Below are 23,268 nucleotides of genomic sequence, written 5' to 3'. Positions count from 1 at the left end.
GATGGACATCCAGCGGGCGGCGGGCGCGGACGCGGGCGAGATCCTCACCCTCCAGCGGGCCGCGTACGTGAGCGAGGCCCAGCTCTACGGCGACCCGTACATCCCGCCGCTGGTGGAGTCCGTCGAGCAGGTCCGCAAGGCCATCGAGGCGGGGGTCGTGCTCAAGGCCGTCGAGTCCGGCCGCGTCGTCGGGTCGGTGCGCGGCACCCTGGCCGGGGCCACGTGCCTGGTCGGGCGGCTCGTGGTCGCCCCCGACCGGCAGGGCAGGGGCCTGGGCACCGCGCTGCTGACCGCGCTGCACGAGCGGGTGCCGGAGGCCGAGGCGTTCGACCTGTTCACCGGCCACCTGTCGGAGTCCAACCTGAGGCTCTACCGCCGCCTGGGCTACCGCGAGACGCACCGCGAGCGGATGGACGACCACCTGACGCTGGTCCACCTGCGGCGCGGGTAGGCTGCGGGCGTGCTGAAGATCGGACTCACCGGCGGCATCGGGTCGGGCAAGAGCGAGGTGGCCAGGCGGCTGGCCGCCAGGGGCGCCGTGGTCATCGACGCCGACCGGATCGCCCGCGAGGTCGTCGAGCCGGGCACGCCCGGCCTGGCCCGGGTGGTGGCGGAGTTCGGCGACGGCGTGCTGCGGGCCGACGGCTCGCTCGACCGGGAGAAGCTCGGCGGCATCGTCTTCGCCGACCCCGACCGGCTCGCCGCGCTCAACGCCATCGTCCACCCGCTGGTGGGGGAGCGGGTCGCCCGGCTGCAGGGCGAGGCCGACGACGACGCCATCGTCGTCTACGACGTGCCGCTCCTGGCGGAGAACAAGCTCGCCCCCATGTACGACGTCGTCATCGTGGTCGACGCGGCCGACGACGTACGGGTCGCCCGGCTGGCCGAGCACCGCGGCATGGCCGAGCACGACGCCAGGGCCCGCATCGCCGCCCAGGCCACCCGTGACGAGCGCCTGGCCGTGGCCGACGTGGTGATCCCCAACGAGGCGGGCCTGGACGAGCTGGAGGCGCGCGTCGCCGAGGTGTGGGACGACCTCGTCAAGCGCGCCGCCCGCGCCTGACCGGCCGCGTCGTCGGGGCGCCGCGGTCAGGAGGGCGCGGTCAGAAGGGCGCGTCGAGCGGCACCTGGCGGACCCCGGGCAGGTGCGCGTCCAGCTCGCCGAGCTCGAAGCGGGCCATGCCGAGCACGTGCCAGAACTGCCCGGCCGTGTCCCCGTGCACCTTGTAACGCCCGTCCGGAGCCAGCGCCGCCCACCCCTCGGGCAGCCCCAGCAGCGTCGTACGGCGCTCAGCGCCCTCCCAGAGGATGACCACGCCGTCGTCGCCCGCACTGGCCAGCAGGTCGGAGACAGGGCTGTAGGCGACCGACCAGACGCGCCTGGAGTGTCCCGGCAGCGTGTGCAGCAGCCGCCCGGTGGCGGCGTCCCACACGCGCACGGCGCGGTCGTCGCCGCCGGTCGCCAGCCGCTCGCCCGAGGCGTCGAAGCTGACGCTCCACAATCGTCCCGCGCTCGCCCGCATCGTGTGGCGCAGCGCCGGCTGCCACGGCTGGCCGGGACGCAGCTCCCACAGCATGGCCAGCCCGTCGTTGCCCCCGCTCGCCAGCCGGCGGCCGGAGGGCGAGAACGCCACCGAGTAGACGCGGTCGGTGTGCCCTTCGAGGGTCGCCACCCGGCCGCCCGACTCCACGTGCCACAGCCGTACCAGCCGGTCGTCGCAGCCGGTGGCCACGTAGCGGCCGTCGGGGCTGAAGGCGATCGAGCGGACCCGGCCGCGGTGGTCGCCGAGGTTGGTGACCATGCGGCCGGTCGAGCGCCACCAGATCCGCACGCTGTCGTCGTCGTTGGCCGTGGCCAGCATGTTGCCGTCGGGGCTGAACGCCTCGGCCCACACGTGGTCGGTCTCGACGTTGAGCTCGCGCTCGTAGTCGCCGGTGGCGGCGTTCCAGAAGTGCACGCCGCCGTCGTTGCTGGAGGCGGCCAGCACCGGCCCGGCCGGCGAGAACAGCGCCGACACCAGCCGGTCGGCGCGGCCGGGCACCTCCCGCAGCAGCCGCCCGGCGCGCGGCTCCCACACCCGCACGACGCCGTCGTTGCCGCTGGTGGCCAGCATCGAGCCGTCGGCGCTGAAGCGCACCGAGGTGATCCGCCTGCCGTGGCCGCGCAGCACCCGCTGGCACTGCCCCGACACCGGGTCCCACAGCCGCACGGTGCCGTCGTTGCTGCTGGTGGCGAGCTGCTCGCCGTCGGGCCGCCAGGCGAACGGCCACACCGAGCTGCGGTGCCCGGTCAGTTCCACCCGGTGCGGCGAGCCGACCGGCTGCAGCCGCACCACGCCGCCCGCGTCGCCGGTGGCCAGCGTGTGGCCGTCGGGCGAGAACGCCACCTGGTAGACGGCGGCGGCGTGGGTGGTGTGCAGGCCGCGGAACTCTCCCTCCGGGTCCCACAGCCGCACGTCGCCGGAGGTGTCGCCGGTGGCCAGCAGCGACCCGTCGGGGGAGAACGTCACGCAGTAGAGGCTGCCGCGGTGGCCGGTGAGCGCCGCCCGCGACGTCCACGTACGCGTCTCCCACACCCGCAGCGTGCCCGCCTCGTCGCCGGTGGCCAGCAGCGTGCCGTCGGGGCTGTGCACGGCCCGGAACACCGAGCCGCGGTGGCCGTCGAGGGTGCCGGTCAGCTCGCCGCCGGCCAGGCTCCACACCCGCACCACGCCCGCCGAGTCGCCGGTCACCAGCGTCGAGCCGCCGAACGAGGCCGTGTAGACGGGCGCCTGGTGCCCGGCCAGCTCGTGCACCAGGTCGCCGGTGGCGGTCTCCCAGACCCGCACCACGCCGTCGCCGCCGCCCGCCGCGACCAGCTCGCCCGACGGGCTCAGCCGCAGCGGCCACACGCCGTCGGCGTGCCCGGTGAGCTGCCGCAGCGGCTCACCGGTGGCCGAGTCCCACAGCCGTACGGTGCCGTCGCTCGCGCCGGTGGCCAGCAGCTCGCCGGCGAACGCGACCGCGTAGACGCGGCCGCCGTGGCCGTGCAGCGTGCGCACCGGCAGCCCGCCCGCGCACAGCAGCACGTCGCCGTCCTCGTTGCCGATGGCGATCGTGGAGCCGTCGGGGCTGTAGGCGATCGGCTCCGGCAGTCGGCTGGTCTGGAAGTGATAGCCGTACGGGACGCCGATCGCGGCCGGGGCGAGCTGGATCTCCACCGGCTGGCCGGGGGCCACGGCCGCGCCCGGCAGGTGGGGCAGCGTGCCCGTCACGTTGATGAGCGCGGCCCGGTGCCAGCGGGCGCCCTCGACCGAGGCGTCGCTCAGGTCGGAGCGGGCCAGCCGGGCCCCCGACAGGTCGGCGCCGCGCAGGTCGGCCCCCGCCAGCACGGCCCCGTCGAGCCGGGCCCCGGTCAGCTTCGCGTCACGCAGGACGGCCCTGGTCAGGTTGGTGCCCGCGAGCGTGGCCCCGCTCAGGTCGGCGCCCGTCAGGTCGACCTCCTGAAGGTCGCGCGCCGACAGGTCCTCGCCCTTGAGGTTGGCGCCGCGCAGGTCGGCCTTGGCCGGGGTGCGCAGCCTGGCCGCGATCTTGACGGCGTTCGCGCGGGCCACGTCGTCGGCGGGCGGGTCGGCCACCCAGGCGCGCAGTGTGGGCACGTCGGCCAGGTCGCACAGGAACTCGATGCTCAGCGCCGACAGCGGCCCGCGCGACAGCGCGGCGGGGGAGCCGAGGGTGGCCGCGACGTGCCGGGCGATCAGCCACTCCATCACCGAGGTGTGGATGAACCCGAACATGCCCTCCTCGGTGCGCACCAGCAGGCTGCCCGACCCCACGGCGTGCGCGGTGTGGGCGACCGTGAGCTGGCCGCTGGCCAGGTCGGCCAGCGTCTCGGCGATCTCCGTCAGCTCGTCCAGGCCCAGCAGCGACTCGCCGGAGTCCCACAGCCGCAGCGCCAGCGCCGTCACCGCCCGCAGCAGCTCGTCCCTGGTCAGCGAGGCGGGCGAGCCGGGCACCTTGGCCCGGCGCTCCTCGAAGGCCAGCCACGACTGCAGGATCTCCTCGTACAGCAGCGCCGGGCTGATCGTGTGGCGGGCGCCGGCCACCATGCGCAGCCGGTCGGTGTCGAGGTCGGCGATGAAGCTCAGCATCCGCGGGTTCTGCGCCAGCGCCAGCAGGTCCTTGATGCCCTCCATGAGCGACATGCGGGCGCCGGCCTCGTCGCCGTCGTCGAACCGGTTGGCCAGGTAGGAGCGGATCTGGTCGTGGGTGAAGTCCTCGACGCCGAGCACCCGCCGCTGCGGCAGCACGCCCACCATCTCGCCCAGCGACGTCAGCACCTGGCTGTGCGACTTGAAGTGCTGGGTGCGGCTGGCGACCACGATCTTGGCCTTGTCCTCGGCGGCGGCCAGCAGCGTCGCCAGGTGGTCGGCTGCCCTGTCGTAGGTGAGCCGGGTGACGAGCTCGTCGAACCCGTCGAACAGCAGCACGATCCGGCCCTGGCGCAGCAGGTAGCGGAACGCCTTGAGGTCGATGAACTCCTCACCGTGGTTGGCCAGGTGGGCGGCCACCAGCCCGTCGACGGAGTGGGCCTTGTCCAGGGCGCGCAGCTCGATGAAGATCGGCGTCAGGTGCGGCAGCTCGACCGGGATGCGCCGGGCCAGCTCGCGCAGCGCGAACGTCTTGCCGTGGCCGAAGTCGCCGAGCAGCAGCAGGAACCGGCCGTGGTCGGCCGACAGCAGCCGCATCAGCTCGTCGGTCAGGCCGTCCTTGACGTGCTGGCCGGGCCGGTCGAGCTCGCGGTAGCGCTGCGGCACGTACAGCTCGGGCGGGTAGCGGTGGTCGGCGGCGAGCCTGGCGGTCTGCTCGCCGACGTAGCCCGACAGGTCGAGCAGCCCCTGGAACTCGGTGAAGCTGCGCAGCCGCACGCCGCGCCGCATGAGGTCCTCGCGCAGCGCGCGGGCCGGGGGCGGCCCCTGGTAGACGAGCTCGGCGGCCAGCTCCGCCGCGTGCGCGCGCCGGACGAAGTCGGCCGCGTCGGCGGGCGTGAGCTCGCCCACGTGCGCGCCGATCATGAGCTGGCGGACGAACCCGTCCTCTGGGTGGGTGACCACCAGGTGGCCGGGCAGGCGGCGGATGCGGGCCCGCTCGTGGCGGGCCTCGCACACCTCGGTGATGCGGTCGAGCAGCAGGTCGACGGGGCTCGGCTCGCGCTCGCCCGAGCTCGCGGCCAGCGCGGGAGGCGGCGTGCCGGGGGTCTCGCCGGTGAAGGTGGCGCGGGCGGCCCGCCAGGTGCGCCGGGAACGTTCCGGCGCGCCGCCGTCGGGCAGCCACACGCGCGTCTCGGCGGGGGTGAGCTCGACGACGTGGTGGCGGCCGGCGCGCGGCGCGGCGATCGCCGCCTCACCGGCCTGGCCGGGGCCGTGGAACAGCAGGTTGAGCCGGTGGGCCAGCAGCCGGTCGAAGGCGGGCGCGTCGTGCAGCGCGGCCGGCGGGTGGCCCATCACGCCCAGCCGCAGCCACGCCCGCTCCTCGTAGGGCCGCAGCCGCTCGGCGAACCAGGCAGCCTGCGCCTCGCCGATCAGCGGGTAGGCGTCGCGCTCCAGGTGGCTCATCGCCATCGTGGAGTTGAGCCCGGCCACGACCACCTGGAGGTCGGGCACCTCGAACAGCGTCCACGGCTGTCCGCCGTCGAACACCCGGTCGTCCAGCCCCTGGTAGACCTCGCCGAACAGGCCCGCGAAGTGCCGCCACTTGGGCCAGTAGGGGGGCTGCGGGGTGACGTCGTCGGCCTCGCACGTCAGGAAGTAGGCGCTCGCGGCGGCCTTGGTGACGTCGCGCGGGCCCGGCACGATCACCAGCCGGTGCGGCTCCAGCCCGATGAGCAGCCGTAAGTCGGTGACGAACTGGGTCGCCTGGCCGAACTGGCCGAGGCTGCCCGACTCGGTCAGGTCGCCGCTGACCACCATCAGGTCGGGCCGCGGCATGCCCCGGTCGTACATGGCGGTCAGGTCGGCCCAGATCCGCGCCTGGAGGTCCTCGGGCGTGAACGGCTCGCCCGGCTCGGGCAGCGCCCGGCCGAAGCGCGGTCCGGCGATGTGCAGCACGGCGAGCGATTCGCGGCGCTCCCGGGGCCCGGTGGCGGGCGGGAACTTCGGCGCGGAGACCGGCGTGCGCCGGGCGCGGGCCGGGTCGGCGGGCGGCGGCAGCGTCGGCACCGCGGCGGGCGGCGCCCCGGCGGTGGGGAACGCGGGCGCGGCCTGCGGCTTGGCCCGGCCGGCCAGCGCCTCGCCGACCCGGCCCAGCAGCGCCGCCCTGGCCTGCCCCGGGTCGGTGACGCCCAGCAGGTCGACCCAGGTGATCGTGGACAGCAGCCCTTCGAGCTGCACGTCCTCCAGCCGGATCGTGACGAGCTTGTTGGAGGGGTTGTCGGGGTCGGCGCGCAGCGCGGCCTGCCACTCCAGGCGGCCGTAGCGCGAGCTCAGGTAGTTGCGCGACAGCACCGCCACGACGAGCTGCGCCTCGCTGACGCCGCGGTCCATGAAGTCGATGAAGTTGGTGCCGGGCACGAAGTCCCACGCCTGGATCATCGTGCGATATCCGGCCGCCTCAAGTTCCCAGGCGATCCAGGTCGCCCAGGCCGTGTCGGCGGGGGAATAGCTGACGAAGATCTGGGTCGGCCTGCCGTCACGTGCCATCCCCCCAGTATCGCCCGGAGGATCGGAGTTTCCCAGCACGTGTGCGATCATCGTCGGGTGTTGCGGCGTCTTGGCGTGCTCGACTGGATCCGGGTCGGGTTGCTCGCGCTCGGCCTGCTCTTCGTGGCGACCGGGCTGCTGCCGCTGGCCGAGGCCACGGCGAGCCTGACCGAGATCGGGCCGCTGCTGGTGTTCCTGGTGGGCGTCATCGTGCTGGCCGAGCTCACCAAGGAGGCTCAGGTCTTCGACGCGATCGCGGCAAGAATGGCGGTTCTCGGGCGCGGCAACTATTTCGCCCTTTTCTTGCTTTGTACGGTCTTTGCGTCATTTATTACGATATTTCTCAATCTTGATACGACTGCGGTGTTGCTCACGCCGGTGATGCTGGCCCTGGCCCCCAAGGCGCGCATCGCGGCGCTGCCGCTGGCCATGACCACGATCTGGTTCGCCAACACTGCCAGCCTGCTGTTCCCGGTCTCCAACCTGACGAACCTGCTGGCCATGCACCGCATCGAGCTGAGCCCGCTGGAGTTCGCCTCCTTCATGTGGGCGCCGCAGGCGGTCGCGATCGCGATCACGATGGCGTTCCTGTGGGCGTACTTCTGGCGGCGCGGGCGGCGGCGCGACCTGCGCTACACCCCGCCGCTGCTGGAGCCGATCGCCGACCGGGCGCTGTTCACCGCCGCGTCGGCGGCCTGCGTGCTGTTCATCGTCGCGCTGCTGGCCAGGGTCGAGGTGTGGGCCGCGGCCACGGCGGCGGGGCTCGTCGTCGTGGTGGCGTTCGCGGTGCGCGACCGCAAGCGGCTGACCTGGCGGCTCGTGCCCTGGCAACTGCTGATCTTCGTCACCGGGTTGTTCCTGGTCGTGCCCACGCTCAGCCGCTACGGCCTGGACGACCTCATGCACTGGATGCTCGGCGACGAGCGCGACCCGTACCGGACGGCGGCCGTCGGCGCGGGCCTGGCCAACGTGGTCAACAACCTGCCCGCCTACAAGGCGCTCGAAGGCGTCATCCCGGCAGGCGACCGGGGACAGCTGTTCGCGCTGCTCGTCGGCACCAACGTGGGCACCGTCGTCACCCCGTGGGCGTCGCTGGCCACGCTGCTGTGGTTCGAGTCGTGCCGCCGCCACGACGTCCGGGTGCCCATGCGCCGCTTCCTGCTGACCGGCGCCGGGCTGGCCGTCACCGGGGTGCTGGCGACCACGTGGGCGCTGGTGGCCTTCGGCTGAGGGACCGGGGGCGGGGGAAGTCGGGGACAATGGTCGCCATGGCCAAATCACCTCTGATCAGATGTTTCGGTCTTGCCCTGGTGGCGGCGGCAGCGTTGACCGGCTGCGGCACGTCCGGCTCCGCCGCCTCGGTGCCCACCCCCTCCAGCTCGGCGTCCACGCCCTCCCAGAGCCCGGCGAGCTCCGAAACCCCGCAGAAGGTGGTGCGCAAGGTCAAGCTGGAGGTGCTCGGCAAGGGCGAGGCCGTCCAGCCGATCGCCTACAACGCAGACGAGAGCGGCACCGAGACCACGGCCACCCTGCCCTGGTCGAGGACGGCCGACATCGAGCTGACCGGCGCCGAGCAGGAGGTCGGCCGGCTGGTCTCCATCGTGGCCGGCTCCGTGCGTGACAAGAACGGCCAGTTCAGGCCCGCGCCCTGCCGCATCACCGTCGACGGCGAGCGGGTCGTCACCGCCAAGGGCCTGTGCAAGTATCTCCTCAAGTAGTGCGGCGGCGCACCGTCGCGACGCGGCGAGCGCGGCGCCTGACGCGGCGCTCGTCCTCCTCGGCCGGCCTGTCCGGCCTCTCCTCCGACGGCCGCGGCCCGACCACGGCCGCGAACCACGGATGCGCCCACTCCCTGCGCTCGTCGCCGCTCATGCCGCCGCCCGTGGACCGGGATAGGCGCCCGCCACGGCCTCCAGCGCCCAGCGCATGCGGGTGACGAAGGCGTCCGGGTGGTCGCCCGCCTCCTGCGCCACGTAGGCGGCGCATCCGGCGTGGCCGCCGCACGCGCACAGCCTCCGGTCGATCGCCGCCCGGATCTCCCTCGCGGACACGGCGCCGGACGCGGTGTCGGACGGCTGCACGGCGGAGGCGAAGAGCACCTGCGCGAGCTCCGTCACGCTCAGCCGGGTCAGCATGGTCGCCATGGGGTTCTCCTCTCCACCGGTGCCGCCGGAACGCGCACCTGTTAGTGAGACGTCGAAAGGCGCGGAAAGTTATCGACATTCCGCGCCGGACCTTCAAGATTTTTACGAATTCAAGATCGTCACGCCAGGAGCGACAGCAGCCCCGGCATGGCCTTCGGGTGGGCCGCCACGAAGCTGCGGTCGGCCGTGCCCTCGATGCTCTCGTCGAACGGCCCGCCGTCGAGCGCCCGGATCTCGGCGCCCGCCTCCCGTGCGATCAGCACGCCCGCCGGCAGGTCGATCAGCTCAGCGCGGTAGCCGATGATCGCGTCGATGTCGCCGCGCGCCAGCATCGCCCACGTCAGCAGCGGGGCCCACAACTGCAGCACCCGCCTGGCAGCCAGCTCCAGCCTCGTGCGCAGCGCTCGCGCCGCAGCGTCGTGCCTGGTCACAGCATACCCCTGGGTCCAAGCCAGTAGCGGCCCATGTGGTGCGGACCGGTGCGGAAGGGACATCCGGGCGCCCGAGGAGTCCAGCGTGCCGCCGTCGCGCACCGCCGACCACGTACGGGACGTCACCGGGTCGTGCACCACCCCGAGCACCGGCCGCCCGCCGTGGCACAGCGCCAGCCCGACCACGTACGCGGGCAGCCCGATCGCCACGTTGTTGGTCCCGTCGAGCGGGTCCACCAGCCACGTCCACTCACTGCCCGAGACGCCCAGCAGCCCCGACTCCTCGGCGATGACCGCGTGCGACGGGTAGGCGGTGAGGATCCGCTCCAGCAGCAGCTTCTCCGACGCCAGGTCCAGATCGGTCACCACGTCGCCGGAGCCGCCCTTGGCCCGCACCCCCACCGCGCCCGCGGCGCCGTCCACCAGCAGCCGCCCGGCGGCCTCGGCCGCCTCGACGGCCAGCGTTCGCGCGCGGTCCAGGTCCATCGGCACCCCTCAGCTCAGGCGGGCGGTGATCAGGCGTACGGCGAGCGCCGTCTCCCGGGCGTCGAGCGGCTGCCTCGACACGTGGTGGTCGCCCGCCCCGAGCGGGCCGAGCGACAGGTCGCGGCTGCCCGGGCGGCCCCGCCCGAGCGCGACCGTGGCGGCCTCGCCGCCCTCCGGCACGACGCTGCTGTGGAAGCGGCCGGCCGGCAGCGTGTAGGTGTCGCCCGGCCCGAACGACTCCACCAGGCCGGTGCGGTGCCGGACCGTGCGCGGGGTGGGTGAGATGCGGTCGCCGTCTGCGGCGCTGACCACCTCGAACACCCGGTGCGTCGCGTTCGGGCCCGCGTCGTCGAGCACCGCGTGCACGTTGCGCACCTGGCCGTAGAGCACGTGGCTGACCAGGTCCCAGCTGTGGCAGTGGATCTGCGAGGTGGTGCTGGTCGCCGGCGCGAGCGAATCGGACCACAGATGGATGCATACCCCCTCGCCGCCGTCCCGCTCCAGCGGGAGGCAGACGAATCCCAGGGGGTGCCGCACGGCCCGGACCTCGCCGGAGACCGCCTCCAGCGCCCACGCCCTGGCCCGGCCCTGAACGACCTGCTCGTAGACGCCCGCGTAGCTCATGACCCGTGCCCGCGCGCCGGCTCGCCGTACGGGTCGACGGCGCGCAGCGCCTTGCGCGCGATGTCGACCACGTCGCGCCCGTCGTAGGACTTGGGGAGCGGCATCCCGATGCGCTCGAACAGGTCCTGCACCTCCTCGATCGTGGGCTCGTCGCTGAGCGGCACCCGCTTGTACATCTCCAGCGGAACCCGGCGCGCCTGCTCGAAGCTCAGACGCAGCTCGGTGTCGCCGTTCTCGTAGTAGAAGGTGTCGGCCAGCGCCGTCATCGCCATGTTCGGGTCCTCGACGGTCATGATGAGGCGGCTGCTGGACAGGTCCCAGCGGAACGTCGTCATCGTGGCCGACAGGCCCACGCCGATGTCGAGCAGCCCGTAGCGCTGCCGGTGCCAGAACGCGGCCAGGATCGTCGCGTACGACTCCTTCCTGGCCCGGTCGGTGGTCCACGTCTCGCCGGTGCCGTCGGGCAGGTCCGACAGCGAGCGGCGGTAGTGGGCGTACGTCTCGCACACCTCGGCGTCGGTAGGGTCGATGATCTCGATCCGTACGGTGAGGTGGCGCTTGTCGCGGCGGGCGGCGGCCACGCACACGGGCAGCGTGACGGCGCGCAGGTAGGTGCCGGTGCCGCCCTTGAAGCTCCACCGGGAGGTGTCGCGGCGTGCGTCGGCGTGCGCCTGGGCGATCTCCTGGGAGCTGCCGAGCACCCGGACGAGCTGGAGGGCGTCGAGCGCCTTGCGGGTGCCCTGCACCAGGTTCTCGATCTGCTCCAGCCGCTCCAGCCGGACGGGGAGCTGGGCGAGCGCGCCGGAGGTGATGGTCTCCTCGACGGGGGCCTGGCGCGCCCGGTCGCGCAGCAGCGCGGTCGCCACCAGGGCCAGGATCACCAGCGTCGCGGCGCTGACGAGCTGCGCCTGGACGCTGGGCGGGACGATGTCGTCGGGCATGATGCCCAGCACGCCGACCACGATGGCCAGCGCCAAGGCGATCGCCACGTCCGCGTTCTGGGCCGCCCAAGGGGCGATCCGCCGCAACGCCCCCACGAACCGTGCCATCGCTCGCCCCGCATCCCGACGATCAGTCAGTCCCGGGGTCATGGTAACGAGCGCGTCAGGTCCCTGCCAGGCGCGGAAGGCGTACCTCTCCATGAAGGACGGGAGGGCGGCGCGGACGCCGCCCTCCCGTCGCCGGGCCGGCTAGAACCAGCCGCGCCGGCGCGCCATCTGCTCCAGCCCGTGCTGGAGCGCCTGGTCGACGGCCTCCGGGGCGTCGCCGTAGCGGACGGTGAAGCGGTTGTAGGAGTCGTGACCGGAGGTCAGGAAGCCGCCGCGCTGGTCGGCCTCCAGGATGACCTCCATCTGCCTCGGCCCGGCGATGAACGTCAGCTCCAGCTCGTTGAAGTGACGCCGCCACTGGCCGCCCGCGTAGTACTCGATCTCCTGGAAGAACGGCATCGTCGAGCCGTGCAGCGTGCCCCGCTCCAGGTCGGCCTTCTTGAACTGGAAGCCGAGCCGGTCCAGGGCGCGGATGACGTGCTCCTGCGCCGGCATCGGGGTGACGAACAGCGGGTCGAGGTCGCCCTTGTCCAGGGCTCCGGCCAGCGCGAGCTCGGTGCGCACGCCCAGCCGCATGCCGGGCAGCGCGTGGCCGCCGATCGCGCTGATCGGCGTCTCCCACGGCACCGGGATCTCGAACGGCTGCCCGTGCTCGGCCCTGGCGGCGAGCTGGAACGGCCCGGCGACCGCCTGGCGCAGGAAGCTGTAGGTCGTCTTGTACTCGTTGTCGCCCGACTCGACCTCGACCACGGCGGTCAGGTCCAGGTAGATGCCCTCCACCTTGTAGTCGGAGCCGCCGCCGCGGAAGTTGACCACCCCGCGCAGCGGCTCGCCGGGGCGCACGGTGGCGTTGGTCAGCACCGTGTCTACTTCGACGCCCGCGCCGAACGCGGCCATCAGCTTGCGGAACACCATGAGTCCTCCTTAGGGGGTCGGCGCCTGGTCCTTGCCGTTGGCCGAGAAGCGGGGGAGAAGCTGGGCCAGCAGCAGGGTGGACAGCGCGGAGTCGCCGCCGCCCTGCTGGGTGCGGACCACCAGCGGCTGCGGGGCGTTCTCCGCCAGTTTGGCGCCCACGTCGAGGCGCTTGCGGGCCAGCTCGTACTGCAGCACGGCCCGGTTGTCACGGTAGGACTCGGCCAGCCGGCGCAGCGCCTTGGCCTCGTTCTCGGCGGCGGTCAGCTCGGCCCGGCCGCGCGCCTCGATCTCCCAGCGCACCCGCTGCGCCTCGGTCTCCTGCTCCTCCAGCATGCGCGCCACGTCCTTGCGCGCCTTGTTGTGGGCGGCCTTGACCTCGACCACGCGGGCGTCGCGGGTCTTCTTGGACCGCTCGATCTCCATCAGCAGCGTGTCGATGCGGCGCTTGCGGGTCAGCTCCCATTCGCGCTCGTAGGCCGACAGCTCCTTGGCGACCTTCTCGCGGGTGGACAGGTGCTGCTGGTACTGGTCGGGCAGCTGCACGTCGGGGATGTTGGCGCCGGTGACGCGCACCCCGTAGCGGCCGAGCTGGCGGTTGAGCGCGTCCTGCATGTCGCCGACGTCGGAGCCGCGCAGGTCGTAGGCCCGCTCGGTGTTGACCCTGCGGCTGCGCTGCCGGATGGCGTCCTGGACGGCGCTGGACAGCACCAGGTCGAAGTTGCCGGCGCCGATCGTGCGGACGAACGCCACCGGGTCGACGATGCGGAACTTCAGGAAGAACTCGATCGACTTCAGCGGCACGTTCTCGGCGGTCGGGCAGGCCACGATCGGCGCCGAGTACGGGATCTCGGTGGAGGTGTCGACGACCGCGTCGACCCGGTCCCACGGCAGCCACAGGTAGTGGCGGCCAGGGGGCAGCGTGCCGGTGATGGCGCCCCAGTGGCTGCGCACCCCGGTGGTGCCCTCCTCGATCTCGATGATGGCCCGGCGCCACACCGTCAGCAGCGCCACGAGCAGGAAGAACAGCGCGGCCAGCGCGGCCATGACGGTCCAGTCGGTCAGCACCGCCATCCCGGCGAAGTAGACCGCGATGAACACCAGCGCCATCCAGGAGAAGCCGCGCCGGTCCTTGGGGATCACGACGGGGACGAGCTGGCCCTGCTCGCCGCCGCGCAGCAGCTGGCGGATCTCCGACCAGGACGCCAGCGACTCCTTGATCTTCGAGAACTCGCGGCTCATCGGACCTCACCCTCGATGCTCTGGGGGACGGCGCCTTCGGGGGCGGCCTGATGGCGGCCCTCGGGGGAGCCCAGGACGGCGAGGTCCGGGTCGGGCGCCTCGGTGACCTCGTCCTCGACCTTCTTGAGCAGGGCGCCGATCTCGGCCTCGCGGCCGGAGACGCGCCTGCCGATCTCGGCCAGGCGGGAGCGGATGGCGGCCATGTCCTCGGGCGTGAACAGCACCGCGGCCTTGCTGCCGACGAGCTGCTGGGCCAGCTCCAGGAAGTCGATGTCGCTGTTCTCGCCGACGTGCACGACCTGGGGCAGCCGGCCGGAGACCGTCTCCAGCTTGTCCAGCAGGTCCTGCTGGAAGCGGTAGTCGAGGATCTCGGGGGCCTCGGCCGCGCTGAGCGCCCGGATGTCGAGCGCCTGCGCCTCCAGCAGCGCCGAGTTGGCCTTGGCGGACGACTCGGCCTCGACCAGGCGCTGCCTGGCCTGCGCGGTCGCCTGGTGGGTGGCCCGCTCCAGCGCGGTGTCCATGCGGGCCTGGTAGCCGGCGATCTCGGCCTGGATGGCGCTCAGCGTCTCCTGCAGCCCGGCCAGCTCCTTGATCAGGTCGCCCTCGTTCTGCTCCTTGCGGAGCTGGAGCTCGTACTCGTAGGTGTACGCCTCCTTGGCCACGCGGACCATCTCGGGGGCGGCCAGGTCCATGCGGTATTCCTGGCTGGACGGCTCGGCGTGCGTGATGTTCACGTCGGTCAGGCGCACGGCGGGCAGGAACTGCTGGTTGAGGTTGTCGAGCATGCCGACCGTGCTCTCGCCCACCAGGTCGTAGATGTCCTCGGCGCGCTGGGCGTAGATCAGCGACCGGGTGACCTCGCTGATGGCGTTCTGCAGCTTGGACTGGAAGCCGCTCACCGAGCCGAGCACGAAGATGAACTCGGCCGGGTTCTCGATCCTGAACTGCAGGAACAGGTCGACGCTGGCCTTGACGCCCTGCTGGGTGGGCGCCTCGCTGATGGGCGCGTTGAAGGGGTATTCGCGGGTGGTGTTGACGATGTAGCTGACCCGCTTCCAGGGGTTGAGCAGCGTCACGCGGCCCGGGTCGGCGATGTGCACGAGCTTGCCGAACTTGGTGATCAGGGCCTTGCAGCCCTCGGGCACCATGACCACGCTGCGCCGCCACCACAGGAACACGGCCGCCAGCACCAGCACGACCCAGTAGTGGGGGCCGAAGAACAGCTCGGTGTTGGGGATGACGTTGCCGAGGGCGCCGATCAGGCCGAGAACGATGAGGATGCCCAGCGGCACGATCACCTTGGCGGTGTTGCCCTTGGGGATCACCACCGGGGAGATGACGTGCATGCCGTTCTCGGCGAAGCTGCGGTTGACGATCTCGCCGGCCTCGTTGAGCGACGCGGTGCGCGCCTCGATCTGCGTGCCGATCGACACGCCGCCGTCACGGGCGGCGGCGAAGTCGTGCGGGTTGAGGGCGAAGCCCTGACCCTGCCCGCCGAGCTGGCCCGCCTGCTGGGCGACCTGCCCGACCGCCTGGCTCATGGCCTGGCGTACGTTTCCTCCTTGGGCGACCGCTTGGGCTACGCCCTGGCCTGCCTGGATCAAGGCCTCTCTGGGTCGTGACATCGCACCTTCCTCTTCCGCTACAGGCGGATTCGACCGTATCGGGTGCGACTTAAAGATCGCTTGCAATCGAATGTCATAGGAGTATTGCGATCAATAGTATGTGTGCTATCAATGTAGTACACCTACTATATGGAGGGGGTCATGGGCGCTGCTACGACACTGGATGGAGACATCACTGTGATGAAAGCCGCCTCCGCCATCGAGGTCCGCGACCTGCGCATGAGCTACGGGACCCACGAGGTGCTGCGCGGCGTCGACTTCCGGGTGGCCCCCGGCGAGGTGGTCACGCTGCTCGGCCCCAACGGCGCGGGCAAGACCACCACGATCGAGATCCTCGAAGGCTTCCGCGCCCCGTCGGGCGGCCACGTGCGGGTGCTCGGCACCGAGCCCGTCAAGGGCGACGAACGCTGGCGGGCCCGCCTCGGCGTCGTCCTGCAGTCTTGGCGCGACCACGGCCGCTGGACCGTCCACGGCCTCCTCGACCACCTGGGTCGCTACTACGCGCCCTACTCCGCCCCCGGCCGGCGGCGCCCGACGCCCACCGCCGAGCTCATCGAGGCCGTCGGCCTGACCGGGCACGCCGGGCAGCGCGTCAGCCGGCTGTCCGGCGGCCAGCGCCGCCGCCTCGACGTGGCCATCGGCATCGTCGGCCGCCCCGAGGTGCTCTTCCTCGACGAGCCGACCGCCGGCTTCGACCCGCAGGCCCGCCGCGACTTCCACGACCTGGTGCACCGGCTGTCCGACCTGGACGACACCACCATCCTGCTCACCACGCACGACCTGGACGAGGCCGAGAAGCTCGCCGACCGCATCCTCATCCTGGCCGGCGGCCGGATCGTCGCCGACGGCAGCGCCGACAAGCTGTCACGCGAGGCCTCCCGCGACGCCCAGGTCCGCTGGAGCCGCGACGGCGAGCACTTCGTGCACGCCACCGAGGACGCCACCGGCTTCGTACGCGGCCTGTTCCAGCAGTACGGCGACCAGATCGGCGACCTGGAGGTCCGGCGCGCCACGCTGGAGGACACCTACATGGCCATCCTCAAGAAGGAGGAAGGATGAACCCCACCGCGCACGCCGCCCGGCTCGGCCTGGCCAGAGGGTGGATCGAGTTCCGGCACGCCCTCGCCAACCCCCAGGACATCGGCTTCACGCTCGTCACCACGGCCGCGTTCGTCACCGTGCTCTACTTCCAGCGCGGCGCGACCGTGCCCGGCACCGACCTGTCGCTCGCCGCCGCCACGATGCCCGGCATCCTCGGCCTCGGCATGGCCTTCAACGGGCTCATGGGCGCCGTCGGCTCCCTGTCCGTCGAACGCGAGGACGGCACGCTGCTGCGGGCCAAGGCGCTGCCGCAGGGCATGCTCGGCTACCTGGTCGGCCGCGTCGTGTCGGTCTCGCTCTCCGCGCTCGGCAGCCTCCTGCTCGTGTCCGTCGCCGGGCTGATCCTGGTGCCCGAGCTCGCCGCCGCCGGAGCGGGCGGCTGGCTCACCGTGCTCTGGGTGGCGGTGCTCGGGCTGACCGCCATGCTGCCGTGGGGCGCCGTCATCGGCTCGCTGAGCGCCAACCCGCAGACCGCCGCCGGGCTGTCGATGCTCTGCTTCGGCGCGCTCACCGCCATCTCCGGCATCTTCTACCCGATCACCGCGCTCGCCGGCTGGCTGCAGGGCCTGGCCCAGGCGTTCCCGATCTACTGGCTGGGGCTCGGCATGCGCTCGGCCCTGCTGCCGAACGCGGCGGCCGCCGCCGAGCTGGGCGGCTCCTGGCGCACCCTGCCCACGATCGGCGTGCTGCTGGCCTGGACCGTGGCCGGGCTCCTGCTCGCGCCGCCGATCCTGCGCCGGATGGCCCGCCGCGAGTCGGGCTCCCTCATGCAGTCGCGGCGCGATCGGGCACTGCAGCGCATCGGCTGAGAAGATGGGCGACGATGAGCGAGACCGTCTACAACCGCATCGCCCTGCTCCGCGCCGAGCGGGGCGTCAGCCGCAGGCAGCTGGCCGACGCCCTGGGGGTCCACTACCAGACCGTCGGCTACCTGGAGCGGGGCGAATACAGCCCCAGCCTCTACCTGGCGCTGCGGATAGCCGAATACTTCGAGGTGCCGGTGGAGGTCGTCTTCTCCACCGCGCCTTTCCCCCGCATCGGGGAGCGGACGGCCTGACCGATTCTGTCGGTCGGGCCGCCTAAAGTGGGCAGCATGCGACCGGTCACAGATTTGCAGCGGAAGGTGGCGCCGTTCGAGGTCGTCACCGAGATGACTCCCTCGGGCGACCAGCCGACGGCCATCGCCGAGCTGGAGCGCCGCGTCAAGGCCGGCGCCAAGGACAGCGTGCTGCTCGGCGCCACCGGCACCGGCAAGACCGCCACCATCGCGTGGCTCATCGAGCGGCTGCAGCGGCCCGCGCTCGTCATGCAGCCCAACAAGACCCTCGCCGCCCAGTTCGCCAACGAGCTGCGCGAGATGCTGCCCAACAACGCGGTCGAATACTTCGTCTCCTACTACGACTACTACCAGCCCGAGGCGTACGTCCCGCAGAGCGACACCTACATCGAGAAGGACTCCTCGATCAACGACGAGGTCGAGCGGCTGCGCCACTCGGCCACCAACTCGCTGCTCACCCGCCGCGACACCATCGTCGTCGCCTCCGTCTCCTGCATCTACGGCCTGGGCACCCCGCAGGAGTACGTCGACCGCATGGCCCGGCTGCGCGTCGGCATGGACGTCGACCGCGACCAGCTCCTGCGCCGCCTCGTCGACATGCAGTACACCCGCAACGACCTGGCCTTCACCCGGGGCACGTTCCGGGTGCGCGGCGACACGATCGAGATCATCCCCAAGTACGAAGAGCTCGCCGTGCGCATCGAGATGTTCGGCGACGAGATCGAGAAGCTGTCCACGATGCACCCGCTGACCGGCGAGGTCATCACCGAGGACGAAGAGCTCTACATCTTCCCCGCCTCCCACTACGTCGCCGGCGAGGAGCGCATGGCCGCCGCCGTCGCCGGGATCGAGGCCGAGCTGACCGACCGGCTGGCCGAGCTGGAGCGCCAGGGCAAGCTGCTGGAGGCCCAGCGGCTGCGCATGCGCACCACCTACGACATCGAGATGATGCGCCAGATCGGCACCTGCTCCGGCATCGAGAACTACTCCCGCCACATGGACGGCCGCCCCGCCGGCAGCGCCCCCAACACGCTGCTCGACTACTTCCCCGAGGACTTCGTCCTGGTGCTCGACGAGTCCCACCAGACCGTGCCGCAGATCGGCGCCATGTACGAAGGCGACGCCTCCCGCAAGCGCACGCTCGTCGACCACGGCTTCCGGCTGCCGTCCGCGATGGACAACCGGCCGCTGAAGTGGGAGGAGTTCCTGGAGCGGATCGGCCAGACCGTCTACCTATCGGCCACGCCCGGCCCGTACGAGCTCGGCCGCGTCAAGGGCGACGTCGTCGAGCAGGTCATCCGGCCCACCGGCCTGGTCGACCCGGAGGTCGTCGTCAAGCCCACCAAGGGCCAGATCGACGACCTGGTGCACGAGATCCGCGAGCGAGCCGACCGCGACGAGCGCGTCCTGGTCACCACGCTGACCAAGAAGATGGCCGAGGACCTCACCGACTACCTGCTGGAGCTCGGCATCCGGGTCCGCTACCTGCACAGCGAGGTCGACACGCTGCGCCGCATCGAGCTGCTGCGCGAGCTGCGCGTCGGCGAGTACGACGTGCTCGTCGGCATCAACCTGCTGCGCGAGGGCCTCGACCTGCCCGAGGTGTCGCTGGTGGCCATCCTCGACGCCGACAAGGAGGGCTTCCTGCGCTCCGAGACGTCGCTCATCCAGACCATCGGCCGCGCCGCCCGAAACGTCTCCGGCCAGGTCCACATGTACGCCGACAAGGTCACGCCGTCCATGGAGCGGGCCATCGACGAGACCAACCGGCGCCGGGCCAAGCAGGTCGCCTACAACGAGGCCAACGGCATCGACCCGCAGCCGCTGCGCAAGAAGATCGCCGACATCCTCGACTCGCTGCAGCGCGAGGACGCCGACACCCAGCAGCTCATGGGCGGCGGGCGCAGCCAGTCCCGGGGCAAGGCCCCCGTCCCCGGGTTCGCCGCCGCCAAGGCCGGCCAGCACGCCAAGGCCATCGCCGGCGAGATGCCGAGGGCGCAGATGGAGTCGCTGATCGAGTCGCTCACCGAGCAGATGCACCAGGCGGCGGCCGACCTCCAGTTCGAGGTCGCCGCCCGGCTCCGCGACGAGATCAAGGAGCTCAAGCGCGAGCTTCGCGACATGCGCGAGGCCGGCATCAGTTAACCCTCTGGAGGACGACGTGTCGCTCGACCTGTTCGCAGGCGTCCCCGTCACCGACTACGCCGCCGCGCTGCCGTGGTACGAGCGGCTGTTCGGCGGGCCGCCGTCGTTCCTGCCCAACGAGATCGAGGCGGTGTGGGAGGTGGCCCCCGGCCGCCACGTCTACATCGTGCAGGCGCCCGAGCGGGCGGGCAACGCGCTGGTGCTGGCGTTCGTCGACGACCTGGACGCCCGGGTCGCCGGCCTGGCCGCCCGCGGCCTGGAGCCCGCCCGCCGCGAGACGTACGAGGGCGGCGTCACCAAGGTCACCTACCGCGACCCGGAAGGCAACGAGCTCAGCTTCGGCGGCGCCCTGGAGCCCCGGGCATGAGGGAGGGCCCGCGCCGCGTGGTGGCGTGGGCCCTTGACGGACGGGTGGGCGGGGTCAGCTGGTGGAGCTGTTCTTGGTGACGTCGCCGGTGGCCGCGTCGACCGTCACCTCGTGCTTGGTGCCGTTGGGGGTGACGACGTCCGACTCCCAGACGGTCTTGCCGTTGCTGCTGTCCAGGTTCAGCTCGGTGATGCGCCCCTGCGGGACCGAGGCGGCGATCTTGTCGGCGGCCTGGGCGTAGGTGAGCTTGGCGGCCTTGACCCGCTCCAGGTGCTTCTGCTTGTCCTCGGCGTCCGACTCCTCGGCGGTGGGGCCGTTCACCACCTGGCCGCTGGCGCCGTCGACGTCCATCTGCTGCTCGGCGCCGGTGTTGTCGACGACCTGGACCTCCCAGAGCTTGCCGCCCTCCTCGCTCTCGATGGAGATGAGCGTGGAGTTCGGGACCGCGGCGAGTGCGGCCTCGGCGGCCTTCTTGAGATCGGCGACGCCTGCCGTGGTGGCGCCCGGCGAGGGGCTGCCGTCGGTGGGGGAGGGCGTCGCGTCCGTGCCCGTGGGCGAGGCCTCGGGGTCCGTCGGCGAGTCCTCCGGGTCCACGGGCGGGCTCCCCGGGTCGACGGGCATGTCCTCCGTGCCGGTCGGCGCGGGGGCCGGCGACCCGGCCGCCTGAGCGGTCCCGGTCTCGCCCGGCGCGGCCGGGCCGCAGCCCGCGCCGGTCAGCAGTGCGGCGCTCGCCAGCGTGGCGCCGATGATCTTGTTGCGCTTGGTCTCCCCGTTCATGCGGGGACGACTGCCCGGAATGTGCTGGTATATCACCCGGTCAAGGACTGTTGTACGGTTCCCGGCCCGCGCATGACGCTCGCTCAGCCGAGCGGGCTGGCGTGACGCGGCTCGTACAGGCCGATCGTGGCGCCGCTGGGCAGCGTCAGCGTCGTCGCCAGGCCGTACCCCTCGTCGGTGACGGGACCGGCGGCCACGCCCCGCGCGGCGAGACCGGCGACGGTCCCGGCGACGTCGTCGCACATCAGGTGCAGCGTCACCACCGGATCGGCGTCGGTCGGATGGACGCCCAGCTCGGCCGGCGGCGTCCTGAAGATGAGCCACCCGGCCCCGGACGCCGCGTCCTCCACGTACGGCCATTCGAGCACGTCACGCAGGAACGCCCGGTCCGCCTCCGGATCCCGGCTGTGGAACAGCAGATGCAGTCCGCGAATCACCCTCACAGTCTCGCGCCCGGCGCCCCGCACGGGAAGAACCCACGCCCCAGCGGGCTCAGCGTCTGACTTTGTCCAGATCGAGGTCGATGTCCACCGGGAAGCCGATGTCGGTGCGCAGGCGGCCGCGGTGGATGCCGGTGGGGACGTACGCCTTGACGGCGGGCTCCAGCTCGAACGTGTAGACGACGGGCCGTTCGTCCTCCAGCTCGACACGCCAGAAGTACGTGATCCCCGCGCTCGAATACTTGCTGGGCTTGGTCGTTCGATCCCTGTCGCGGGACTCCTCCGACACCACCTCGACGATGAGGTGGACGTCCTCAGGCTTGAAGCTGGTCAGGCCGACCCGCTGGGCCGCGGTGTCCTTCACCAGGAGGATGTCCGGCTCGGGACGCTGCCGCAGCCCCAGGGTGACGGTCATCTCGCGGACGACGACCAGATGCTCGGGAGGCGTGAGCTCCCGTTCGAACAACCTGAGCGCGAGCATGTGGAACAACGTCTGGGGGGACATCATGATGAGGGATCCATCGATCAGCTCGACGTGCCTGGGCGCGTCGGGAGGGAGACGGTCGAGCATGTCGGCGGTCCAGCCGCCGGGAGGGCCGGGATAGAACCATTCCGGCAAGGCCGTGCTCATCGATGCGCCTCCTGAACGGTGACCCTCTGATGCAATTATGCCACGATCCGTAGTCGTCAGGAGGGGTCGCGGCGTTCCTGCATGGTCTTGCGGTAGAGGTCGTCGATCTCGTCGAGGGGGTCGGGGGCGGGGCGGCGGGACTCGATCTCCAGGTTGGTGCGCGTGTCGAGGTCGTCGATGCCCGTGGCCGAATGGTGGACCTGGTCGCTGAGCAGGTCGGCGCGGATGCGGGCGCACATGGCCGTCAGCCTTGCCTGGTGCTGGCGCAGCCGGTCGAGCGTGGCGTGGTCGACGTACGGGGAGAGGCGGCGCTGCTGGGCGTACATGCCGAGCTGGCCGTCGTGCACGTCGGCCTGGGCGGTCAGGTCGGCCAGCAGGCGGGGCAGGTCGCCCAGGCCCCAGCCCTGGGCCTGCGCCTGCTCGACGGCCTGGCGGGTGAGCGACACCTCGCGGCGCAGGTCGAGGCGGAGGCGCTCGACCTCGGCGGCGTCGCCGGTGCCCATCGCGTTGACGTGCGTGGTCAGCCGGGTCGTGGCCTGCTTGGCCTTGGTGGCGGCCTTCCTGCCGAGCTTGACCAGGAGGTAGACGCCGACCCCGGCCAGCAGCAGGAGGAACGCCAGGATCACCAGCACGATGAGGACGATTTCGCTGATCGTGGCCACCTCCTGTTGAGTTCTCGCCTTGAGAATAGCCGTGCCGAGGGCACGCACCAACGCACGGACCAACGCGCGGGCGGCCGCTCCGGGTTCCCGCCGCCGTTGATCACCTCAGGCCGAGCTCGTCCGGATACGGGGAGAGGAACGTCTGGTCCCGTACGTAGCCGGCGGCCTCGCCCTGGGCGAGGTGGCGCAGCAGGGCCAGCGGCACGCCGAGCGCCACTCTGCCCTCCTGGTAGGAGGCGATGGCCTCGGCCAGGCCGGCGCGGTCGGCCGGGTCGAGGTCGTCGCCGAGCATGCCCAGGCAGTGCTGCAGGACGTTGACGTTGCGCCCGGCCGACGTCCTGGCCGCCATCGCGGTGCGGAAGGCGGCGCCGTACGCGGCGGCGAGCTCCGCACGCGGCCTGGTGCCCGCCTCGGCCACCAGGCGGCCGGTCTCGCGGTAGCCCGTGGGCGAGTGGGCGAGCAGCTGCATCTTGTGCCGCGCCTGGAAGGCCACCAGGTCGCGAGGCTGCCAGTCGCCTCGCAGCAGCTCGCGCAGACGGGCGTGCGCGAAGATCCGCTCGGTGAACGCCTCGCGCAGGACGGCGTCGTCGAGCCCGGCCTCGTCCTCGATCACCGCGTCGGCGGCTGGGCGGCGGGCGCTGGACCCGGTGAGGACGTACCCGTCGGCGGCCGGGCCGATCCCGCTCCCGGAGCGGATCGGCAGCCAGTCGACGTACGGTCCCAGGTCGTGGAGGAAGCGGGCGCGGCCGTCGCCGCCGTCGCGCCGTACGGGCTCGCCGAGCAGGCGGCTCGGCACCGCCACCCGTGGCCGGCCCCACGCGCGCTCCCCGGACATGCCCCACGGCTGCCCGCGATCCGCGCCCCCACGCATGACGGGCGGTGCCGGGGGAACAGGCGT

General features: G+C 72.2%; 22 protein-coding genes. 9 read left to right on the top strand and 13 right to left on the bottom strand.

The annotated features are described in order from the left end of the window. Position 1 precedes the first annotated feature (1 nt). Both ACBI99_RS04095 and coaE read left to right on the top strand, forming a co-directional pair. Positions 2 to 451, top strand: a complete 450-nt coding sequence (locus ACBI99_RS04095) for a GNAT family N-acetyltransferase (RefSeq protein WP_357590947.1) — start codon at positions 2 to 4, stop codon at positions 449 to 451. A 9-nt stretch (positions 452 to 460) separates the two neighbouring features. Next, entirely contained in the window at positions 461 to 1,063 is a 603-nt protein-coding gene (gene coaE, locus ACBI99_RS04090) for a dephospho-CoA kinase (RefSeq protein WP_375071694.1), read from the top strand. Between the two features lie 40 nt (positions 1,064 to 1,103). Here the strand turns inward: coaE and ACBI99_RS04085 are convergent, their stop codons facing one another. Continuing rightward, entirely contained in the window at positions 1,104 to 6,677 is a 5,574-nt protein-coding gene (locus ACBI99_RS04085; RefSeq protein ID WP_375071693.1) for a TIR domain-containing protein, read from the bottom strand. A gap of 57 nt (positions 6,678 to 6,734) precedes the next feature. Here ACBI99_RS04085 and ACBI99_RS04080 point away from each other — a divergent pair, with 57 nt between their 5' ends. Together ACBI99_RS04080 and ACBI99_RS04075 are read left to right on the top strand one after the other, a co-directional pair. Further along, complete coding sequence (locus ACBI99_RS04080) at positions 6,735 to 7,907, top strand: SLC13 family permease (protein ID WP_375071692.1); 1,173 nt, start codon at positions 6,735 to 6,737, stop codon at positions 7,905 to 7,907. A 38-nt stretch (positions 7,908 to 7,945) separates the two neighbouring features. Further along, positions 7,946 to 8,395, top strand: a complete 450-nt coding sequence (locus tag ACBI99_RS04075; protein ID WP_219502535.1) for a hypothetical protein — start codon at positions 7,946 to 7,948, stop codon at positions 8,393 to 8,395. A gap of 150 nt (positions 8,396 to 8,545) precedes the next feature. Here the strand turns inward: ACBI99_RS04075 and ACBI99_RS04070 are convergent, their stop codons facing one another. The 7 genes from ACBI99_RS04070 to ACBI99_RS04040 all read right to left on the bottom strand — a co-directional run bounded on the left by ACBI99_RS04070 (position 8,546) and on the right by ACBI99_RS04040 (position 15,190). Further along, entirely contained in the window at positions 8,546 to 8,821 is a 276-nt protein-coding gene (locus ACBI99_RS04070; protein WP_219502547.1) for a hypothetical protein, read from the bottom strand. A 119-nt stretch (positions 8,822 to 8,940) separates the two neighbouring features. Continuing rightward, a complete protein-coding gene (locus tag ACBI99_RS04065) occupies positions 8,941 to 9,738 on the bottom strand; it encodes an inositol monophosphatase family protein (RefSeq protein WP_219502550.1) in 798 nt (265 codons plus the stop codon). 9 nt (positions 9,739 to 9,747) lie between these two features. Then, on the bottom strand, positions 9,748 to 10,362 hold the full coding sequence (locus ACBI99_RS04060; RefSeq protein ID WP_219502553.1) for a hypothetical protein: 615 nt from the start codon (positions 10,360 to 10,362) through the stop codon (positions 9,748 to 9,750). Further along, positions 10,359 to 11,411 (bottom strand): hypothetical protein, encoded by a 1,053-nt coding sequence (locus ACBI99_RS04055; RefSeq protein WP_246644361.1) that lies wholly within the window; start codon positions 11,409 to 11,411, stop codon positions 10,359 to 10,361. The genes ACBI99_RS04060 and ACBI99_RS04055 overlap by 4 nt, the downstream gene beginning before the upstream one ends. A 141-nt stretch (positions 11,412 to 11,552) precedes the next feature. Continuing rightward, positions 11,553 to 12,326, bottom strand: coding sequence for a sporulation protein (locus ACBI99_RS04050; protein WP_375071691.1), 774 nt, complete (start codon positions 12,324 to 12,326; stop codon positions 11,553 to 11,555). Positions 12,327 to 12,335: 9 nt separating this feature from the next. After that, complete coding sequence (locus tag ACBI99_RS04045; RefSeq protein WP_219502560.1) at positions 12,336 to 13,565, bottom strand: SPFH domain-containing protein; 1,230 nt, start codon at positions 13,563 to 13,565, stop codon at positions 12,336 to 12,338. Beyond that, positions 13,562 to 15,190, bottom strand: coding sequence for an SPFH domain-containing protein (locus tag ACBI99_RS04040; protein ID WP_219502563.1), 1,629 nt, complete (start codon positions 15,188 to 15,190; stop codon positions 13,562 to 13,564). The genes ACBI99_RS04045 and ACBI99_RS04040 overlap by 4 nt, the downstream gene beginning before the upstream one ends. A 180-nt stretch (positions 15,191 to 15,370) precedes the next feature. Between ACBI99_RS04040 and ACBI99_RS04035 the strand changes: the two genes are divergently transcribed. Genes ACBI99_RS04035 through ACBI99_RS04015 form a run of 5 tightly spaced genes read left to right on the top strand, consistent with a single transcriptional unit; the run spans position 15,371 to position 19,860 of the window. Beyond that, positions 15,371 to 16,249 carry an ABC transporter ATP-binding protein gene (locus tag ACBI99_RS04035; RefSeq protein WP_246644362.1) on the top strand — a complete coding sequence of 293 codons (879 nt, stop codon included), beginning with the start codon at positions 15,371 to 15,373 and terminating at the stop codon, positions 16,247 to 16,249. Then, entirely contained in the window at positions 16,246 to 17,100 is an 855-nt protein-coding gene (locus ACBI99_RS04030) for an ABC transporter permease (protein WP_375071690.1), read from the top strand. Before ACBI99_RS04035 ends, ACBI99_RS04030 begins: the two co-directional genes overlap by 4 nt. Before the next feature lie 14 nt (positions 17,101 to 17,114). Further along, positions 17,115 to 17,348 (top strand): helix-turn-helix transcriptional regulator, encoded by a 234-nt coding sequence (locus tag ACBI99_RS04025; protein WP_219502572.1) that lies wholly within the window; start codon positions 17,115 to 17,117, stop codon positions 17,346 to 17,348. Between the two features lie 36 nt (positions 17,349 to 17,384). After that, positions 17,385 to 19,493: an excinuclease ABC subunit UvrB gene (gene uvrB / locus ACBI99_RS04020; RefSeq protein ID WP_219502575.1), complete on the top strand. Its 2,109-nt coding sequence runs from the start codon at positions 17,385 to 17,387 to the stop codon at positions 19,491 to 19,493. Between the two features lie 16 nt (positions 19,494 to 19,509). Next, positions 19,510 to 19,860, top strand: coding sequence for a VOC family protein (locus ACBI99_RS04015; protein ID WP_219502578.1), 351 nt, complete (start codon positions 19,510 to 19,512; stop codon positions 19,858 to 19,860). Positions 19,861 to 19,914: 54 nt separating this feature from the next. Here ACBI99_RS04015 and ACBI99_RS04010 read toward each other — a convergent pair whose 3' ends face one another. From ACBI99_RS04010 to ACBI99_RS03990, 5 genes are all read right to left on the bottom strand, one after another. Beyond that, entirely contained in the window at positions 19,915 to 20,637 is a 723-nt protein-coding gene (locus tag ACBI99_RS04010) for a PepSY domain-containing protein (RefSeq protein ID WP_219502581.1), read from the bottom strand. Positions 20,638 to 20,720: 83 nt separating this feature from the next. Then, the gene (locus ACBI99_RS04005; RefSeq protein WP_219502583.1) at positions 20,721 to 21,074 is read right to left on the bottom strand and encodes a VOC family protein; all 354 of its coding nucleotides are present in this window, start codon (positions 21,072 to 21,074) and stop codon (positions 20,721 to 20,723) included. 55 nt (positions 21,075 to 21,129) lie between these two features. After that, on the bottom strand, positions 21,130 to 21,708 hold the full coding sequence (locus ACBI99_RS04000) for a Uma2 family endonuclease (protein WP_219502586.1): 579 nt from the start codon (positions 21,706 to 21,708) through the stop codon (positions 21,130 to 21,132). A gap of 56 nt (positions 21,709 to 21,764) precedes the next feature. Beyond that, the gene (locus ACBI99_RS03995) at positions 21,765 to 22,370 is read right to left on the bottom strand and encodes a hypothetical protein (protein WP_219502589.1); all 606 of its coding nucleotides are present in this window, start codon (positions 22,368 to 22,370) and stop codon (positions 21,765 to 21,767) included. 100 nt (positions 22,371 to 22,470) lie between these two features. After that, positions 22,471 to 23,205, bottom strand: coding sequence for a YbgA family protein (locus tag ACBI99_RS03990; protein WP_375071689.1), 735 nt, complete (start codon positions 23,203 to 23,205; stop codon positions 22,471 to 22,473). Positions 23,206 to 23,268: the final 63 nt, after the last annotated feature.

The sequence above is a fragment of the Nonomuraea sp. ATR24 genome (assembly GCF_041950485.1).
GTDB classification, from domain to species: Bacteria; Actinomycetota; Actinomycetes; order Streptosporangiales; family Streptosporangiaceae; genus Nonomuraea; species Nonomuraea ceibae.
This window is presented reverse-complemented; position numbering and strand designations above follow the sequence as displayed.

Bases quoted from the DNA above. Each gene is read 5' to 3' on its own strand.
- ACBI99_RS04075 (WP_219502535.1), top strand. From the start codon at position 7,946: ATGGCCAAATCACCTCTGATCAGATGTTTCGGTCTTGCCCTGGTGGCG.
- ACBI99_RS04045 (WP_219502560.1), bottom strand. From the start codon at position 13,565: ATGAGCCGCGAGTTCTCGAAGATCAAGGAGTCGCTGGCGTCCTGGTCG.
- uvrB (WP_219502575.1), top strand. From the start codon at position 17,385: ATGCGACCGGTCACAGATTTGCAGCGGAAGGTGGCGCCGTTCGAGGTC.
- ACBI99_RS04010 (WP_219502581.1), bottom strand. From the start codon at position 20,637: ATGAACGGGGAGACCAAGCGCAACAAGATCATCGGCGCCACGCTGGCG.
- ACBI99_RS03990 (WP_375071689.1), bottom strand. From the start codon at position 23,205: ATGTCCGGGGAGCGCGCGTGGGGCCGGCCACGGGTGGCGGTGCCGAGC.
- ACBI99_RS04055 (WP_246644361.1), bottom strand. From the start codon at position 11,411: ATGGCACGGTTCGTGGGGGCGTTGCGGCGGATCGCCCCTTGGGCGGCC.
- ACBI99_RS04085 (WP_375071693.1), bottom strand. From the start codon at position 6,677: ATGGCACGTGACGGCAGGCCGACCCAGATCTTCGTCAGCTATTCCCCC.
- ACBI99_RS04025 (WP_219502572.1), top strand. From the start codon at position 17,115: ATGAGCGAGACCGTCTACAACCGCATCGCCCTGCTCCGCGCCGAGCGG.
- ACBI99_RS04060 (WP_219502553.1), bottom strand. From the start codon at position 10,362: ATGAGCTACGCGGGCGTCTACGAGCAGGTCGTTCAGGGCCGGGCCAGG.
- ACBI99_RS04030 (WP_375071690.1), top strand. From the start codon at position 16,246: ATGAACCCCACCGCGCACGCCGCCCGGCTCGGCCTGGCCAGAGGGTGG.
- ACBI99_RS04000 (WP_219502586.1), bottom strand. From the start codon at position 21,708: ATGAGCACGGCCTTGCCGGAATGGTTCTATCCCGGCCCTCCCGGCGGC.
- ACBI99_RS04040 (WP_219502563.1), bottom strand. From the start codon at position 15,190: ATGTCACGACCCAGAGAGGCCTTGATCCAGGCAGGCCAGGGCGTAGCC.
- ACBI99_RS04095 (WP_357590947.1), top strand. From the start codon at position 2: ATGGACATCCAGCGGGCGGCGGGCGCGGACGCGGGCGAGATCCTCACC.
- ACBI99_RS04070 (WP_219502547.1), bottom strand. From the start codon at position 8,821: ATGGCGACCATGCTGACCCGGCTGAGCGTGACGGAGCTCGCGCAGGTG.
- ACBI99_RS04035 (WP_246644362.1), top strand. From the start codon at position 15,371: ATGAAAGCCGCCTCCGCCATCGAGGTCCGCGACCTGCGCATGAGCTAC.
- ACBI99_RS04050 (WP_375071691.1), bottom strand. From the start codon at position 12,326: ATGGTGTTCCGCAAGCTGATGGCCGCGTTCGGCGCGGGCGTCGAAGTA.
- ACBI99_RS04065 (WP_219502550.1), bottom strand. From the start codon at position 9,738: ATGGACCTGGACCGCGCGCGAACGCTGGCCGTCGAGGCGGCCGAGGCC.